Source organism: Bradyrhizobium sp. USDA 4502, from assembly GCF_054063355.1.
Map to the genome: position 1 here is coordinate 2,699,473 of NZ_JBSSGF010000001.1, position 14,640 is coordinate 2,714,112.

The 14,640-nt window shown below is 66.0% G+C and carries 9 protein-coding genes; 7 read left to right on the forward strand and 2 right to left on the reverse strand.

Annotated features, from left to right (window positions below; translation table 11 throughout):
- Window positions 1–5: 5 nt before the first annotated feature.
- Window positions 6–2,534 carry an Rne/Rng family ribonuclease gene (locus ACVW1B_RS12270; RefSeq protein ID WP_456780632.1) on the reverse strand — a complete coding sequence of 843 codons (2,529 nt, stop codon included), beginning with the start codon at window positions 2,532–2,534 and terminating at the stop codon, window positions 6–8.
- 27 nt (window positions 2,535–2,561) lie between these two features.
- On the opposite strand from ACVW1B_RS12270, the gene ACVW1B_RS12275 reads away from it, so the two are divergent.
- The 6 genes from ACVW1B_RS12275 (at window position 2,562) to ACVW1B_RS12300 (ending at window position 11,073) form a co-directional block, all read left to right on the forward strand.
- A complete protein-coding gene (locus tag ACVW1B_RS12275) occupies window positions 2,562–3,275 on the forward strand; it encodes a hypothetical protein (RefSeq protein WP_309145031.1) in 714 nt (237 codons plus the stop codon).
- 615 nt (window positions 3,276–3,890) lie between these two features.
- Entirely contained in the window at window positions 3,891–5,204 is a 1,314-nt protein-coding gene (locus tag ACVW1B_RS12280) for an N-acetylmuramoyl-L-alanine amidase (protein ID WP_253608810.1), read from the forward strand.
- A 237-nt stretch (window positions 5,205–5,441) separates the two neighbouring features.
- Entirely contained in the window at window positions 5,442–7,943 is a 2,502-nt protein-coding gene (locus ACVW1B_RS12285) for a penicillin-binding protein 1A (RefSeq protein ID WP_253608809.1), read from the forward strand.
- Between the two features lie 106 nt (window positions 7,944–8,049).
- Window positions 8,050–9,181 (forward strand): peptide chain release factor 2 gene (gene prfB / locus ACVW1B_RS12290; protein ID WP_141342568.1). Its coding sequence is split into 2 segments (ribosomal slippage): window positions 8,050–8,118 and window positions 8,120–9,181, totalling 1,131 coding nucleotides; the frame shifts between segments, so codons are not numbered across the junction.
- Between the two features lie 3 nt (window positions 9,182–9,184).
- Window positions 9,185–10,054 carry an NAD(P)-dependent oxidoreductase gene (locus tag ACVW1B_RS12295; RefSeq protein ID WP_253608807.1) on the forward strand — a complete coding sequence of 290 codons (870 nt, stop codon included), beginning with the start codon at window positions 9,185–9,187 and terminating at the stop codon, window positions 10,052–10,054.
- Window positions 10,055–10,137: 83 nt separating this feature from the next.
- The gene (locus ACVW1B_RS12300) at window positions 10,138–11,073 is read left to right on the forward strand and encodes a DMT family transporter (protein WP_253608806.1); all 936 of its coding nucleotides are present in this window, start codon (window positions 10,138–10,140) and stop codon (window positions 11,071–11,073) included.
- Here ACVW1B_RS12300 and ACVW1B_RS12305 read toward each other — a convergent pair.
- Window positions 11,033–13,186: a carbamoyltransferase C-terminal domain-containing protein gene (locus tag ACVW1B_RS12305; RefSeq protein ID WP_456780631.1), complete on the reverse strand. Its 2,154-nt coding sequence runs from the start codon at window positions 13,184–13,186 to the stop codon at window positions 11,033–11,035. The two genes, ACVW1B_RS12300 and ACVW1B_RS12305, sit on opposite strands and share 41 nt — an antisense overlap.
- A 160-nt stretch (window positions 13,187–13,346) precedes the next feature.
- Here ACVW1B_RS12305 and ACVW1B_RS12310 point away from each other — a divergent pair, with 160 nt between their 5' ends.
- The gene (locus ACVW1B_RS12310) at window positions 13,347–14,582 is read left to right on the forward strand and encodes an ABC transporter substrate-binding protein (RefSeq protein ID WP_253608802.1); all 1,236 of its coding nucleotides are present in this window, start codon (window positions 13,347–13,349) and stop codon (window positions 14,580–14,582) included.
- The last annotated feature ends 58 nt before the right edge of the window (window positions 14,583–14,640 follow it).

The following is a 14,640-nucleotide window of genomic DNA, read 5'->3' on the forward strand; positions in this document are numbered from 1 at the left end:
TGGCGCTAGTTGCCGCCGCCGAAGCGGCGCGACCACCAGCCCTTGCGGGCCGGAGCCTCGGCCGCAGCGGCCGGTGCCGGCTCTGGAGCAGCCGCGGCCGGCTCAGGGGCTTCCTCCGCGGGGCTCTGAACCAGCGCCGCTGATGCCTCGGGCAGTGGGCTCGACGCGAAGTTGACCTTTTCGCGCACCGTCGAGCGGCGGCGCTGCGCGCGGTCGCCTTCGGCAGCCGTGTCCTCGGCTGCAGACGCCGCGGCGGTTTCGGGCTCGGGTGCCGCGACCGGCTCGACGGGTGCGACCTCGGTCGGCTGCCACTCCGGCGGCTCGGCGACCAGTTCGGGCTGCGCCAGCGAGGGAGCCGGCTCCGCATCATGACTATCGAAATCGGCGACTGCGTCGGAGGCCTCCGACGTCGCCGCCGGGCTCAACTCATCGGAGATCGATCCGGCGAGACCGTCATCCGGTCCGCCACCGCCGCGCCGGCGGCGGCCGCCACGGCGCCCGCGGCGCCGCGGACGGCGATCGCCATTGCCGGCCTGGTCGTCGCGGGCAACGCCCTGCTGCTCGTCGCCTTCGTCCTCATCACCTTCGGCTTCGGCGGCAGCAACCGCCTCGGTGCCTTCGGGCAGGACATGCATGAGATCGCCGTCCTCGCGCGGCTGCTGGGCGCCTTCACGCGCCTCGCTGCCGCCGCGGCCGCGACGCCGGCGGCGCCGCTTGCGGCGCTGACCGTCGCCTTCGCCCTCGGCGGAGCCTGCTTCATCACCGGCCGCCCGCTCGTCGGCGAGGCCTTCGGTCTCGTCGGTCTCGATCTCGGCCTCGTATTCGAACAGCTCTTCCTCGTCATCGGCCTCTTCGGCCTGGGCCGGCGCAGCGGCAGCCTGCGCAGCGAGCAGCGCCTTGGCCGCTTCGAGCGTATGCACCTGTTCGCCGCGGTCGATGATGTAGGACTGCTGGCCGTGCACCGTGGCGTCCGCGACGATCGACAGCGAAACCCGGAAGGAGTCTTCGAGGTCGCGCAGATGACCGCGCTTGTGATTGAGCACGTAGAGCGCGACGTCGGTGCGGGTGCGGACCACCAGATTGTGGGTCGCGCCCTTCATCAGGATTTCCTCGATGCCGCGCAACAGCTGCAGCGCCACCGATGAGACCGAGCGGACGTGACCGCTTCCGCCGCATTGCGGGCAGGGCTCCGTCGAGCTTTCGAGCACGCTGGCGCGGATGCGCTGGCGCGACATTTCCAAGAGGCCGAAATGCGAGATGCGGCCGACCTGGATCCGCGCACGGTCCTGGCGCAGGCAGTCGGACAGCTTGCGCTCGACCGCGCGGTTGTTGCGCTTCTCGTCCATGTCGATGAAGTCGATGACGATCAGGCCGGCGAGGTCACGCAGGCGCAATTGGCGCGCGACTTCTTCCGCCGCTTCCAGATTGGTCTTGAGCGCAGTGTCCTCGATATGGTGCTCGCGCGTCGCCCGTCCGGAGTTGACGTCGATCGAGACCAGCGCCTCGGTCTGGTTGATCACGATGTAGCCGCCGGAGCGCAACTGCACGGTCGGCGAGAACATCGCGTCGAGCTGGCTTTCGACGCCCATGCGCGAGAACAGCGGCTGGCCGTCGCGATATTGCTTCACCGCCCGCACATTGGCCGGCATCAGCATCTTCATGAAGTCGCGCGCTTCACGGTAGCCGGCTTCGCCCGCCACCTGGATCTCGTCGATCTCCTTGTTGTAGAGGTCGCGCAGCGAGCGCTTGATCAGCGAGCCTTCTTCGTAGACCAGCGTCGGCGCCTGCGACTTCAGCGTCAGGTCGCGCACCGTTTCCCACATCCGGATCAGGTATTCGAAGTCGCGCTTGATCTCCGGCTTGCTGCGGGAGGCGCCGGCGGTGCGCAGGATGATCCCCATGCCCTCGGGCACGTCGAGATCCTGCACCACTTCCTTCAGCCGCGAACGGTCCTGGGCGGAGGTGATCTTGCGGCTGATGCCGCCGCCGCGCGCGGTGTTGGGCATCAGCACGGCGTAGCGGCCGGCGAGCGACAGATAGGTGGTCAGCGCGGCGCCCTTGTTGCCGCGCTCTTCCTTGACGACCTGCACCAGCATCACCTGCCGGCGCTTGATCACTTCCTGGATCTTGTACTGGCGGCGCGGACGGAACGGGCGCTCCGGAACCTCCTCGAGCACATCGTCGCCGCCGACCGACTCGACGACGTCCTCTTCCTCGCCTTCCTCGCCGTCATCCTCTTCGTCATCTTCGCCGGCCTCGTCGCCAGGCCCGGTCTCTGGCGCGACCACCTCGGCGAGCGCGCCGTATTCGGCGACCGCGTGCTCATCGGCGGCGGCGTGAACCTCGTCGGACGCCACATGCGGCGCGTCGTCGGCATGCGCGGCGTTTTCCTCGATCTGCTCCTCATGGGCGCGCTCGGGCTCATGATTGACCTCGACCGTCTCGACGGTCTCGGGCGCGGCCGACGCGGCGGAGGCTTCGACCACAGCAACGACGGGGTCGGACGGGGCGTCGGCAACCGCCGCCTCGCTCACCTCGGGGGCGTGGTCGTGATCATGTGCATGATCGTGGTCGTGATGGTCGTCGTGACCATGATCGTGGTGGCCATGATCGTCGTGGTCATGCTCATGGTCCTCGTGATGCGCATGATCATGCTCCTCATGCTCGTGGCCTTCGTGGGCGACCACGCCGTGATCGTGGTGCCCGGCATCTTGCTCATGATGCTCGGCATCGACGGGATGTTCGTGGGCCTCGATGGTGGGCAGCGCCTGCGTGTCGTTCGCCCCCTCGATCACCTCGCTCTGGACGCGCTCGCCATGGCCGCGCCGACGGGCGTTGCGATGGCGCGACCGGCGGCGATGGCCGCGGTTCTCGTGCTCTTCCTCGGCCTCGCGATGGGCGCGCTCGTCGGCCTCGATCAGCGCCTGACGGTCGGCGACCGGGATCTGGTAATAGTCGGGATGGATTTCGCTGAAGGCCAGGAAGCCATGCCGGTTGCCGCCATACTCGATGAAGGCGGCCTGCAGCGACGGCTCTACGCGCGTAACCTTGGCGAGATAAATGTTGCCGCGCAGCTGTTTGCGCTGGGCGGTCTCGAAATCAAACTCTTCGACGCGATTGCCACGGACCACAACGACCCGGGTCTCTTCCGGGTGGGTGGCATCGATCAACATCTTGTTGGGCATTTTGGAGCTCTTGACGGCGGCGGGCGCGGATCATGGCGCGCGCAAACTGCGCCGCCCGGTGACGCGACGGTCCACCTGATTCGGGGGTGAGGGGAAGGCCGAAACGCATCTCGCGGCGCAGCGCCGGACGGGAACTCACCGGGATGATGCGACGGGCGAAGTTTTCACCTCGCGTCAGCGCGATCATTCGGGGGATCCTGGTCGGCAATGCAGTCTGGCGCATTAAGCGTCGGCCCGTCTAAACATGTTGGCGGCGAAAAATACCGCCGTATCTTTTGCTGAAAGCCCCGTCTGGCGCCGAAGCGCCTGCCGGCCATCGCATATCGAGGCCCCAAGGGACCGGATAATCGGTTATGCCTTGTCTCAAACCGTCCCTCTGGCGAGGGAGTGTGCCTGGGACCGGACGCCGCTCGGGCTTGAATCCGCCACTCCGTGTCAGCCGCGCGCGGCGCTGGCTGGGGAGGGACCGGAAAAACACGGCGGGATCTTCGATCGGGAAGGTTCCACCGCTGCACCGGGAGGCTGAACGCGACACAACCGGGAGTACTAGCCGTCAGCACCTCGTACATACGTGGATTGACCGCCGCGTGCAAGGGAAGCGTCACGCCGCCGCAACACTCGGTTCTTTTCACCGGAGCGTCATTAGGGGGCGATTAACCGTGTGGTTCTAATGCGGTAAGAAGCAGCTGGGAGGCTACGAATCGGGTGGCGAACCGCGCAAAACACCTTGTTTTTCTGGGATGCGGGCTGTTGTGCGCCGCAGCATCGGTGTTTGCCATTGCCGGCGCCCCGAGCGCCGCCGAGGGACCGCAGAACGGCCCGCCGGCACCACCGGCCGCGAGCGCCCCGAATTTCCCGGTCGCATCCGGCGCCAGGCTCGCCGGCGACGCCAAGCAGACCCGATTCATCCTCGACCTCGACCGCAAGATCGAGTTTCGCGCCTTCCCGCTGGCTGACCCCTACCGCGTCGTGGTCGATATCCCGCAGGTCGATTTTCAGCTCGCGGCCGGCACCGGCTCGGCGGGGCGGGGCCTGGTGAAGGCGTTCCGCTATGGCCTCGTGATGCCCGGCGGCTCGCGGATCGTGTTCGACCTGACCGGACCGGTGAAGATCGCCAATTCCTACGTGCTCGACGCCGCCAACGGCCAGCCGCCGCGGCTGGTGCTGGACTTCGAGGAGGTCGACCGCACCAGCTTCGTGCAGTCGCTGGCGCCCGCGAGCCGGCCCGAATCGAAACCGGCGATTTCCGAATCCACCACCGCCACCATTCCGGCCGTCACCTCGGCGGCGCTGCCGCCGGTCGCGGTCACCGACGCGCGCCCGCTGATCGTGATCGATCCCGGTCACGGCGGCATCGACAACGGCACGCAATCCGGCGACCAGACCGAGAAGAACCTGGTGCTGGGCTTTGGCCTTGCCCTGCGCGACCGGATCGAGAAGTCGGGCAAGTATCGGGTGGTCATGACGAGGTCCGACGACACCTTCATTCCGCTCAACGATCGGGTGAAGATCGCGCGCTCCCAGTCCGCGGCGCTGTTCGTCTCGATCCACGCCGACGCCCTGCCGCGCCGCGAGGGCGATGCCCAAGGCGCCACGATCTACACGGTGTCGGACAAGGCCTCCGACGCCGAGGCCGAACGGCTGGCCGAGGCAGAAAACAAGGCTGACGCCATTGCCGGCGTGAACCTGACCGACGAGCCGACGGAGGTCGCCGACATCCTGATCGACCTCGCGCAGCGCGAAACCAAGACGTTCTCCAATCGCTTCGCCCGTCTTCTGATGGACGAGATGAAGACCACGGTGCGGATGCACAAGCATCCGCTCAAATCGGCCGGCTTCCGGGTGCTGAAGGCGCCCGACGTGCCGTCCGTGCTGGTCGAGATCGGCTACGTCTCCAACAAGGGGGACCTCGAGCACCTGGTCTCCGAGAGCTGGCGGAACAAGGCGGTCGGCTCGATGGTGCAGGCGATCGACACGTTCTTCGCCAAACGGCTGGCAACTGCTGGGTCGGCAAAGTGAAATCGGCTCGCTGAAAAGCCGGGGCCGCTGCGCCGAAGCCCTAGTTTGGCCACAGCCGCGACGGTATAGACAATGGACCGCAGGTCCGCAGAATCGACCATATTGTCCGGCGGCTCTTGTATACTCGCGTGCGCAAGGTGGCTCGCTGGGCCAAGGCTTCGTTGTGTGAGGCTCTCGCACTTTTGGACAGGCGCTTCTGATGACTGAGCGCCGGAGGGTAGGAACGGAACGTCGATAATGCGCCTGCTCGTGCGGTTTATGGGTTTCTTGTTCGCCGCCGGAACCGTCGTGTTCCTGGTCGGTGTCGCCGCCGTCGCTGGCGCCATCTGGCATTTCTCCAAGGATTTGCCCGACTACTCGCAGCTGCAGGACTATGAGCCGCCGGTGATGACCCGCGTGCATGCCACCGACGGCGCGCTGCTTGGCGAATACTCCAAGGAGCGCCGGCTCTATCTGCCGATCCAGGCGGTGCCGAAGCTCGTGATCAACGCCTTCCTCGCCGCCGAAGACAAGAACTTCTACGAGCACGGTGGCATCGACTATCAGGGCATGGCGCGCGCTGCCATCCTTTATGCGCAGAACTACGGCTCGAACCGCCGCCCGCAGGGCGCCTCGACCATCACCCAGCAGGTCGCGAAGAACTTCCTGCTCACCAACGAGGTCTCGTTCAGCCGTAAGATCAAGGAAGCCTTGCTGGCGATGCGCATCGAGCGCGCCTATTCCAAGGACCGCATCCTCGAGCTCTATCTGAACGAGATCTATCTCGGCCTCGGTGCCTACGGCATCGCGGCGGCGTCGCTGGTCTATTTCGACAAGTCGGTCAACGAGCTGACGATCGCGGAGGCATCCTATCTCGCTGCGCTGCCGAAAGCGCCGGCGGCGCTGCATCCGGTGCGCAACCGTGACCGCGCGATCGAGCGCCGCAACTATGTGATCGATCGTCTGCTGGAGAACGGCTGGATCAAGCAGGCCGACGCCGACAAGGCGCGCAAGGACCCGCTCAACGTCACCAGCCGCTCGAACGGCGCGCACATCTTCGCCGGCGAATATTTCGCCGAGGAAGTCCGCCGCGACATCTTCGAGCGCTACGGCGAAAAGAAGCTCTACGAGGGCGGCCTGTCGGTGCGCACCACGCTCGATCCCAAGATCCAGGTGATGGCGCGCAAGACCATGGTGGCGGGGCTCGTCAATTACGACGAGGCGCAGGGTTGGCGCGGGGCGCTGCACAAGCTCGACATTTCCGGTGACTGGGGCGTCAAGCTCGCCGACGTGAAGTCGCTGTCCGACATCTCGCCGTGGCGGATGGCTGTCGTGCTCGAGACCAGCGATCAGTCGGCGCGGATCGGCTTCCAGCCGGGTCGCGAGCTCGGCGGCGCGGTCAGCAAGGAGCGGCAGACCGGCATCATCACGATGGACGGCGTGCGCTGGGCCAAGACCAAGGGCAAGGCGCCGACCGCCGTTTCGCAGGTGCTGCAGCCCGGCGACGTGATCTACGCCGATCCGCTGGTGACCAAGGACGGCAACGCGGTCGAAGGCCAGTATCGCCTGCGGCAATTGCCTGAAGTGTCCGGCGCCATGGTGGCGATGGATCCGTGGACCGGCCGCGTGCTCGCGATGGTCGGCGGCTTCTCGTTCGACCAGAGCCAGTTCAACCGCGCGACGCAAGCCTACCGGCAGCCGGGTTCGTCGTTCAAGCCGATCGTGTACTCGTCGGCGCTGGACAATGGCTATACGCCGTCGACCACCGTGATCGACGCGCCGATCGAGATCGATCAGGGGCAGGGCGCCGGCGTGTGGCGTCCGGAAAACTATTCGACCGGCAAATATTACGGCCCGACCACGCTGCGCAACGCGTTGCAGCGCTCGCTCAACACCGTGACGGTGCGGCTCGCGCAGGACATCGGCATGCCGCTGGTCGGCGAATACGCCAAGCGCTTTGGCGTCTATGACGAATTGCCGAACTATCTGTCGTATGCGCTGGGTGCCGGCGAAACGACCGTGATGCGCATGGTCACGGCCTATTCGATGTTCGCCAATGGCGGCCGCCGGGTGAAGCCGACGCTGATCGATCGCATCCAGGATCGCTACGGGCATACCATTTTCAAGCACGACACCCGCGAATGCCGCGGCTGCGACGCGCCCGGGGGCTGGAAGAGCCAGCCGGAGCCGCAGCTCGTCGACCGCCGCGAACAGGTGCTCGATCCGATGACCGCCTACCAGATCACCGAGATGATGGAAGGCGTGGTCCAGCGTGGCACCGCGACCGTCGTGAAGGAGGTCGGCAAGCCGATCGCCGGCAAGACCGGCACCACCAACGACGAGAAGGACGTCTGGTTCGTCGGCTTCTCGCCCGATCTCGCAGTCGGCGTCTACATGGGCTACGACAAGCCGCGCAATCTCGGCCGCGCCGCCACCGGTGGCCACGTCGCCGCGCCGATCGCCCGCGATTTCCTCAAGCTTGCGCTCGCCGACAAGCCGCCGACGCCGTTCAAGGTTCCGGCCGGCATCAAGCTGATCCGCGTCGACGCCAAGACCGGCATGCGCGCCGGTCCCGGCGACGGCGGCAACACCATCCTCGAAGCCTTCAAGCCGGGCACCGCGCCGCCGGAGAACTATTCGGTCATCGGCGTCGCCGATGCCGATGGGCGCGGCCCTGCGCCTGGCCCGCAGCCGTCGCAGAATGGGGCGCAGCCGGATGGCGGCTTCTTCATGCGTCCGGGAACCGGGGGGCTTTACTAGCGGTCGATCCGGCCAAATCGCCGGGATAGTGCGGCCAAGTCGATTGCGCTTTGCCGCGCCGGTCGCTACATCCCCCGGAACCTTTTTAGCCAACACCTGAAAGACCATGCGCGCGGAAATCGAACGCCTTGTTGAAGAGATCAAGCAGTCAGTCGGGCTGCTGAGGAGGCATCTTTGACGTCGAACAATCGACGGCACGCCTCGCTGAGCTGAACAAGCTCGCAGAAGACCCCAATCTCTGGAACGATCCCCAGAAGGCCCAGCGGCTGATGCAGGAGCGTACCTCACTGGAGGACGCGCTCTCAGGCATCGGCAAGGTCGAGCGCGAGCTCGAGGACAATATCGGCATGATCGAGCTCGGCGAGGCCGAGAACGATGAGGGCGTGGTCGCCGAGGCCGAGAAGGCGCTCAAGGATCTCAAGAAGGAGGTCGCCCGGCGCGAGCTGGAGGCGCTGCTGTCGGGCGAGGCCGACAAGTTCGATTCCTATCTCGAAGTCCATGCCGGCGCCGGCGGCACCGAGAGCCAGGACTGGGCGCAGATGCTGCTGCGCATGTACACGCGCTGGGCGGAGAAGCACGGCTTCAAGATCGAGTTCCTCGAAGAGTCCCAGGGCGAAGAGGCCGGCATCAAGTCAGCCACCATCCAGATCAGTGGCCACAACGCCTATGGCTGGTTGAAGACCGAGGCCGGCGTGCATCGCCTGGTGCGCATCTCGCCGTTCGATTCCAACGCGCGGCGGCACACCTCGTTCTCGTCGGTGCAGATCTTCCCCGTGATCGACGACTCCATCAAGATCGAGATCAAGGAGTCCGATGTCCGCACCGACACCATGCGGTCGGGCGGCGCCGGCGGTCAGCACGTCAACAAGACCGAATCGGCGGTGCGCCTCACCCATATTCCGACCGGCATCGCCGTGGTCTGCCAGGCCGGCCGCTCCCAGCACAAGAACCGGGCGCAGGCCTGGGACATGCTGCGCGCGCGGCTCTATGAGATCGAGCTGAAGAAGCGCGAGGAGCAGGCTGCTGCCGATCAGGCCGCCAAGACCGACATCGGCTGGGGTCACCAGATCCGCTCCTACGTGTTGCAGCCGTATCAGATGGTGAAGGACCTGCGCACCGGTGTGCAGACCTCCGACACGTCGGGGGTGCTCGATGGCGACCTCGATGAATTCATGGCGGCGACCTTGGCGCAGCGTGCCTTCGGCACCGGGCCAGGATCCGTCGAAGATGTGGATTAGCCCATGCCGCGCGTCGCTTTCATCGGATTGGGACGCATGGGCCATGGCATGGCCGGCCGTTACCTCGATGCCGGCTTCACGGTCGCCGTGTGGAACCGGAGTAGGGCCAAGGCCGCGGACCTGATTGCCCGCGGCGCGCTGTGGGCGACCTCGCCGGAGGATGCCGCGATCGACGCCGATGCGGTGGTGACCATGGTCGCCGACGACGAGGCCTCGCGCGCGGTCTGGCTGACCAAGGACGGCGCTGCCGCCAACATGAAGGCCGGTACGCTCGCGATCGAATGCTCCACGGTCTCATACCAGCACACGCTGGAGATGGCGCGCGAGCTCAACAGCCGCAGCCTGATCTACATCGATTGTCCGGTCACCGGCCTGCCGGAGGCGGCGGCCGCCGGCAAGCTGACGCTGCTAGTGGGCGCTGATCCGGCCGATCTCGAACGCGCGCAGCCCTATCTCGCGCCGATCGGCAGCACGATCCGGCATTTCGGCCCCGTCGGCACCGGCACCGTGTTCAAGCTGATCAACAACCTGATCGGCGCGGTGCAGATCGCAAGCCTCGCCGAGGGCGTGGCGATTGCCGAGCAGGCGGGCCTCGACATGCAATTGGTCGCCGAGGCGCTGGCGACCGGCGCGGTGGCAAGCCCGCAGGTGATCCGCCACAGCAAACGGATGATCGACCGCAACTTCTCCGGCGCCTCCTTCACCGCGGCGCTGCGCCACAAGGATGCCGACTACGCCGTGCGGCTCGCCGAGACCTTGCTGCCCGGAGTACCCGTCAGCCGCGCCGCGCTCGCCGCCTACGAAAAGGCGAAGGCCCATGCGCCCGACGCCGACGAGGGCCAGATGATCGAGATCGTGTCGCGGCCGAAATAGGCGGGCCGCCATTGTCGGAAATCGGGTGGGAATATTCGCGGCGCTGCCCTAGTCACCTGTCCGACTGCAGGTGAGTGCCCGACATGCCTTCCGCCGACAACTGGATCGATCGCCGCGACTGGGGGCTGCTTGTCCTGCTGTCGGTACTCTGGGGCGGCTCGTTCTTCTTCAACGGCGTGATCCTGCGCGAATTGCCGCCGCTGACCCTGGTGCTGTTGCGCGTCGTGCTCGGCACGATCATCCTGCTGCCGCTGCTGCGGGCCGCCGGAATCGAATTCCCGCGCAGCCTGTCCGGCTGGGCGCCGTTCGTTGCGATGGGGCTGTTCAACAATGTGCTGCCGTTCGCGCTGATCGTGTTCGGGCAGACTTATATTCCGAGTGGGCTGGCCTCGATCCTCAACGCGACGACGCCGCTGTTCGCGGTGATCGTGATGGCGGCGGTCGGCGAGGAACGGTTGCAAGCGCGCCGCGTGGCGGGCGTTCTGGTCGGGCTGATCGGGGTTGCGATCCTGCATGGCGATGCGCTCGGCTTCGAGAGCCGGCAGGGCATCGGCATCCTGCTGTGCCTCGCGGGCGCCTTCAGCTACGGCATCGCGGCGCTAGTCGGGCGGCGGCTGCCGCAGCGCGTGCCGCCGCTGGGGACCGCGACGTTCCAGATGATGGCCTCGGCGGTGCTGATGGCGCCCATCGCCGCCGTCGTCGATCGGCCGTGGCTGTTGCCGATGCCGCATCCCGCGACATGGCTCGCCGTGCTCGGGCTCGCGGCGCTGTCGACGGCGCTGGCCTATATAGTGTTCTTTCAGATCCTGCAGCGCTCCGGCGCGACCAATGTGATGCTGGTGACGCTGCTGATTCCGGTCACCGCGATGCTGCTCGGGTATCTCGTGCTCGGCGAGCCGATCGCACTGCGCGAGGTGATCGGCGCGCTGGTGATCGCGAGCGCGCTGCTCTTGATCGACGGCCGCGTGCTGGCCTGGTTCAGCCGCGCGCCTGCTTCCACGCCGCATACCATCCGCTGAAGCGGCCGCTGTCACGCTCGCCGCCGTGCCAGGCGGCGTAGGCGGTGCCGTCGTCGGCGACCAACACCACGGCATCTAGCCCCTTGGAGCGGCGCAGCGTGTCCATCGCCTGCGCCGGCGTCTGCGCGATCGGACCTGCGACGTTGAACGAGGTGTTGACCGACATCTCGACGCCGATATGGCGGCCGAGCGCCTTCAGATAGGCGTAGGTGAGGGGATCGTCGGCCTCGCGCACGATCTGGATGCGGCCGGTGCCGTCGGCATGCACCACCGCCGGAATTTTCGCGCGCGCCTCGGGCTTCGAATGCGCCGTCAGCACCATGTAGTTATAGGCGTTGTAGTCGGCGTCGGAGGCGCCGTCTGCGAGCTCGAAATAATCGCGCGCAGCTTGCAGTGTCGCCATCGGTGCCAGCGGCCGGATCGCCTCGCGATACTTGACGCGCTCGTTGAGCCGCTCGCGCACCTCGGGGTCGCAGGGATTGGCGAGGATCGAGCGATGGCCGAGCGCGCGCGGGCCGGTTTCGGCGGCGCCCTGATAGATCGCGATCACGCCGCCTCGCGCCACCATGGACGCCATCAGGTCGGCAACCGCGTCGCGCCCTTCTGATGTCGCCACATTGCCGATCTCGGTCGAGGCGACGTCGTCGGCTTGCAGCGCCGTCGCGATGTCGGCGTTCGAGGGCGGCAGGCCGCAATAGAATGCGTGCGACAGCGGCGCGCCGCGCGGCGCGCCCGCCATATGCGCGAACAGCCAGGCGGCGCCGATCGGCACGCCGGGATCGCCGGGCACCGGCGGCACCCACATATGCAGCCGCGTCTTGCGCTGCTGTGCGCCTTCGAACCAGGCCTCGTCGAAATGCTCGAGCAGACGCATGTTGCCGAGCGCGTTCAGCGCGACGCCCCCGGTCAGCACCAGGCGGTCGGTGCCGGTGGTGCGCAGGAGATGGTCGATGACATGGATCATCGCGTCCTCGAACACCAATTGCGTCGCGGCCGCCTTGTCGACGCGGTCCTTGGTGTCGGGGCGGTGATTGATGTTCTCGACGCGCAGCACGGCGTCGGGATTCCAGAGCTGGTCGGGGCGCAGCGGCGGGCCGAGAATGTCGATCAGCGGCTGATGATAGGGATTGTCGGCGGGATCGGCGTACCAATTGGCCATCGCGCGATTGAGCTGAACGCTGCCATTGGGCCCGAGCTGTAGCACCGCCTTCAAGCGCTGATAATACGGATTGGTGGCGCGGTTCATGTCGCCCCAGGCGGCGGCGCCCATGTAGCGGCCCTCGCTGGAGAGCCAGGTCCAGCCGCCCTGGCTGGATGAGATCACGGTGTAGAAAGCACCGAGCGAGTCGAACAGGCTCTCGTTGCAATAGAGCTGCTTCATCTCGCCGTTCTCGGCGACATAGAGCGAGATCGAGCCGACGTCGCCGGTACCGTCGAGCACCGCGATCGCGACACGCTCGCGCGCATCGGCGAACGGCGAGGCCGTGAACGAGTACCAGGCGTGATTGTCGTGATGCGGCATGCAGATCAGCGGCAATTGCTTGTCGAGCCCGTACATCCTGCCGAGCCGGCGCGACAGCCGCCGCACCTGATCCAGCTGGCGCAGATTGATCGCCGGTGCGATCGGGGCGCGCAGCAGTTTGAGGCTGGCCGGCGCTTCCTCGAGCGAGGTGCGGATCAGCATCGCCAGCAGCGCCGGATAGTCCCATGTCGTGACGAAGGCGGCGATATCGCCGATGTCGCGGCCCATCCGCTGCAACACCTTGCGCATGTCGTCGAGCGCGTGTTGCGGGAACTCGTTGGTGTGCTTGTTACCGGAGAAGCGCTCTTCCTCGTTGTTGACGATCAGGCGCGGTCCGTCCTTCTGGGTGATCTCGACCAGCGCGACGCCGGTATTGTGCGTGCCGGGGCAGGCGAGGCCTGCGATATAGACGGTCTCGCCGCGCTGCAGCTTTTCGCGGATCGAGGCGATCGTGCGCTGCGCGAACGCGCCATTTGCCTTGTGCAGGCCACGCTTCGCCAGCGCAGACTCGCTGAGGCGGCGCGTGATCTCATAGCCCGCGGCCGCAAGATGCGGATGCCGCGGACCGGTACGGATGTCCGGTTTACGCAATCAGAACGCCTCGACTCGTGATCCCCAGATCGACCTTCAATCATAAATAGCGCCAGGCAACAATGCCGTTTCGCCCAACGGAAAAACCCAGCGCTTGCCAGCACATGCGTCTCTTGCGAGACTTGCCGCCAAAACCAACGACAAAAATCGGGAGAAAACGATGCCGGCTCGTTTCGGATATATTGGCGCAATCGCGGCGTTCGCAAGTGCGGCACTGATCGCGACCTCGGCCACCGCGCAGAAGAAATACGATCCCGGCGCGAGTGATGGCGAAATCAAGATCGGCAACATCATGCCATACAGCGGCCCGGCGTCGTCCTATGGGGTGATCGGCAAGACCGAGGCCGCGTTCTTCAAGATGACCAACGAGCAGGGTGGCATCAACGGCCGCAAGATCAACTTCATCAGCTACGACGACGCCTATTCGCCTCCGAAGGCGATCGAGCAGGCGCGCAAGCTGGTCGAGAGCGACGAGGTGCTGCTGATCTTCCAGCCGCTCGGCACGCCGTCCAATTCGGCGATCATGAAATACATGAATGCCAAGAAGGTGCCGCAATTGTTCGTCGCCTCCGGCGGCACCAAATTCGGCGACCCCAAGAACTTCCCCTGGACGATGGGCTTTCAGCCCAACTACCAGAGCGAGGGCCGCATCTACGCAAAGTACATTCGCGACAAATTCCCTGACAGCAAGATCGCGGTGTTCTGGCAGAATGACGATGCCGGCAAGGATCAGTTCAAGGGCCTGAAGGACGGGCTCGGCGACAAGGTCGGCATGATCATCGCCGACAAGTCGTACGAGGTCTCCGATCCCTCGATCGATTCGCAGATCGTCGCGCTGCACGATTCCGGCGCCGACATCTTCTTCTCCTGGGCGGCGCCGAAGGGCTCGGCGCAGGCGATCCGGAAGGTGGGCGAGCTCGGCTGGAAGCCGAAATTCTTCCTCGCCAACACCGCGACCTCGGTCGCCTCGGTGCTGAAGCCGGCCGGACTCGAGTTCTCCAAGGGCATCATCTCGACCGCCTATCTGAAGGACCCGACCGATCCGACCTGGGACAAGGATCCGGCGGTGCAAAGCTGGCGCGCCTTCATGGACAAATATTATCCCGACGGCGACAAGGCCAATGCCAACAACCTCTATGGCTATGTCCAGGCCGAGGCGATGATGCAGGTGCTGAAGCAATGCGGCGACAATCTCACGCGCGAGAACGTGATGAAGCAGGCCGCCAGCCTGAAGAACTTCCACTCCGACCTGATGCTCCCGGGAGTCATGGTCAACACCTCCCCCGACGACTACTTCCCGATCGAGCAGATGCAGCTGATGCGCTTCAACGGCGAGGCCTGGGAGCTGTTCGGTGACGTCATCACCGGCGAGGTCGGGCACGAGGCGTCGCGGTAGGCGAGTGGTCGTTATGAGGGCGGCGCTGGCTCGGTAAACACCGCTGTCGTCCCGGCGA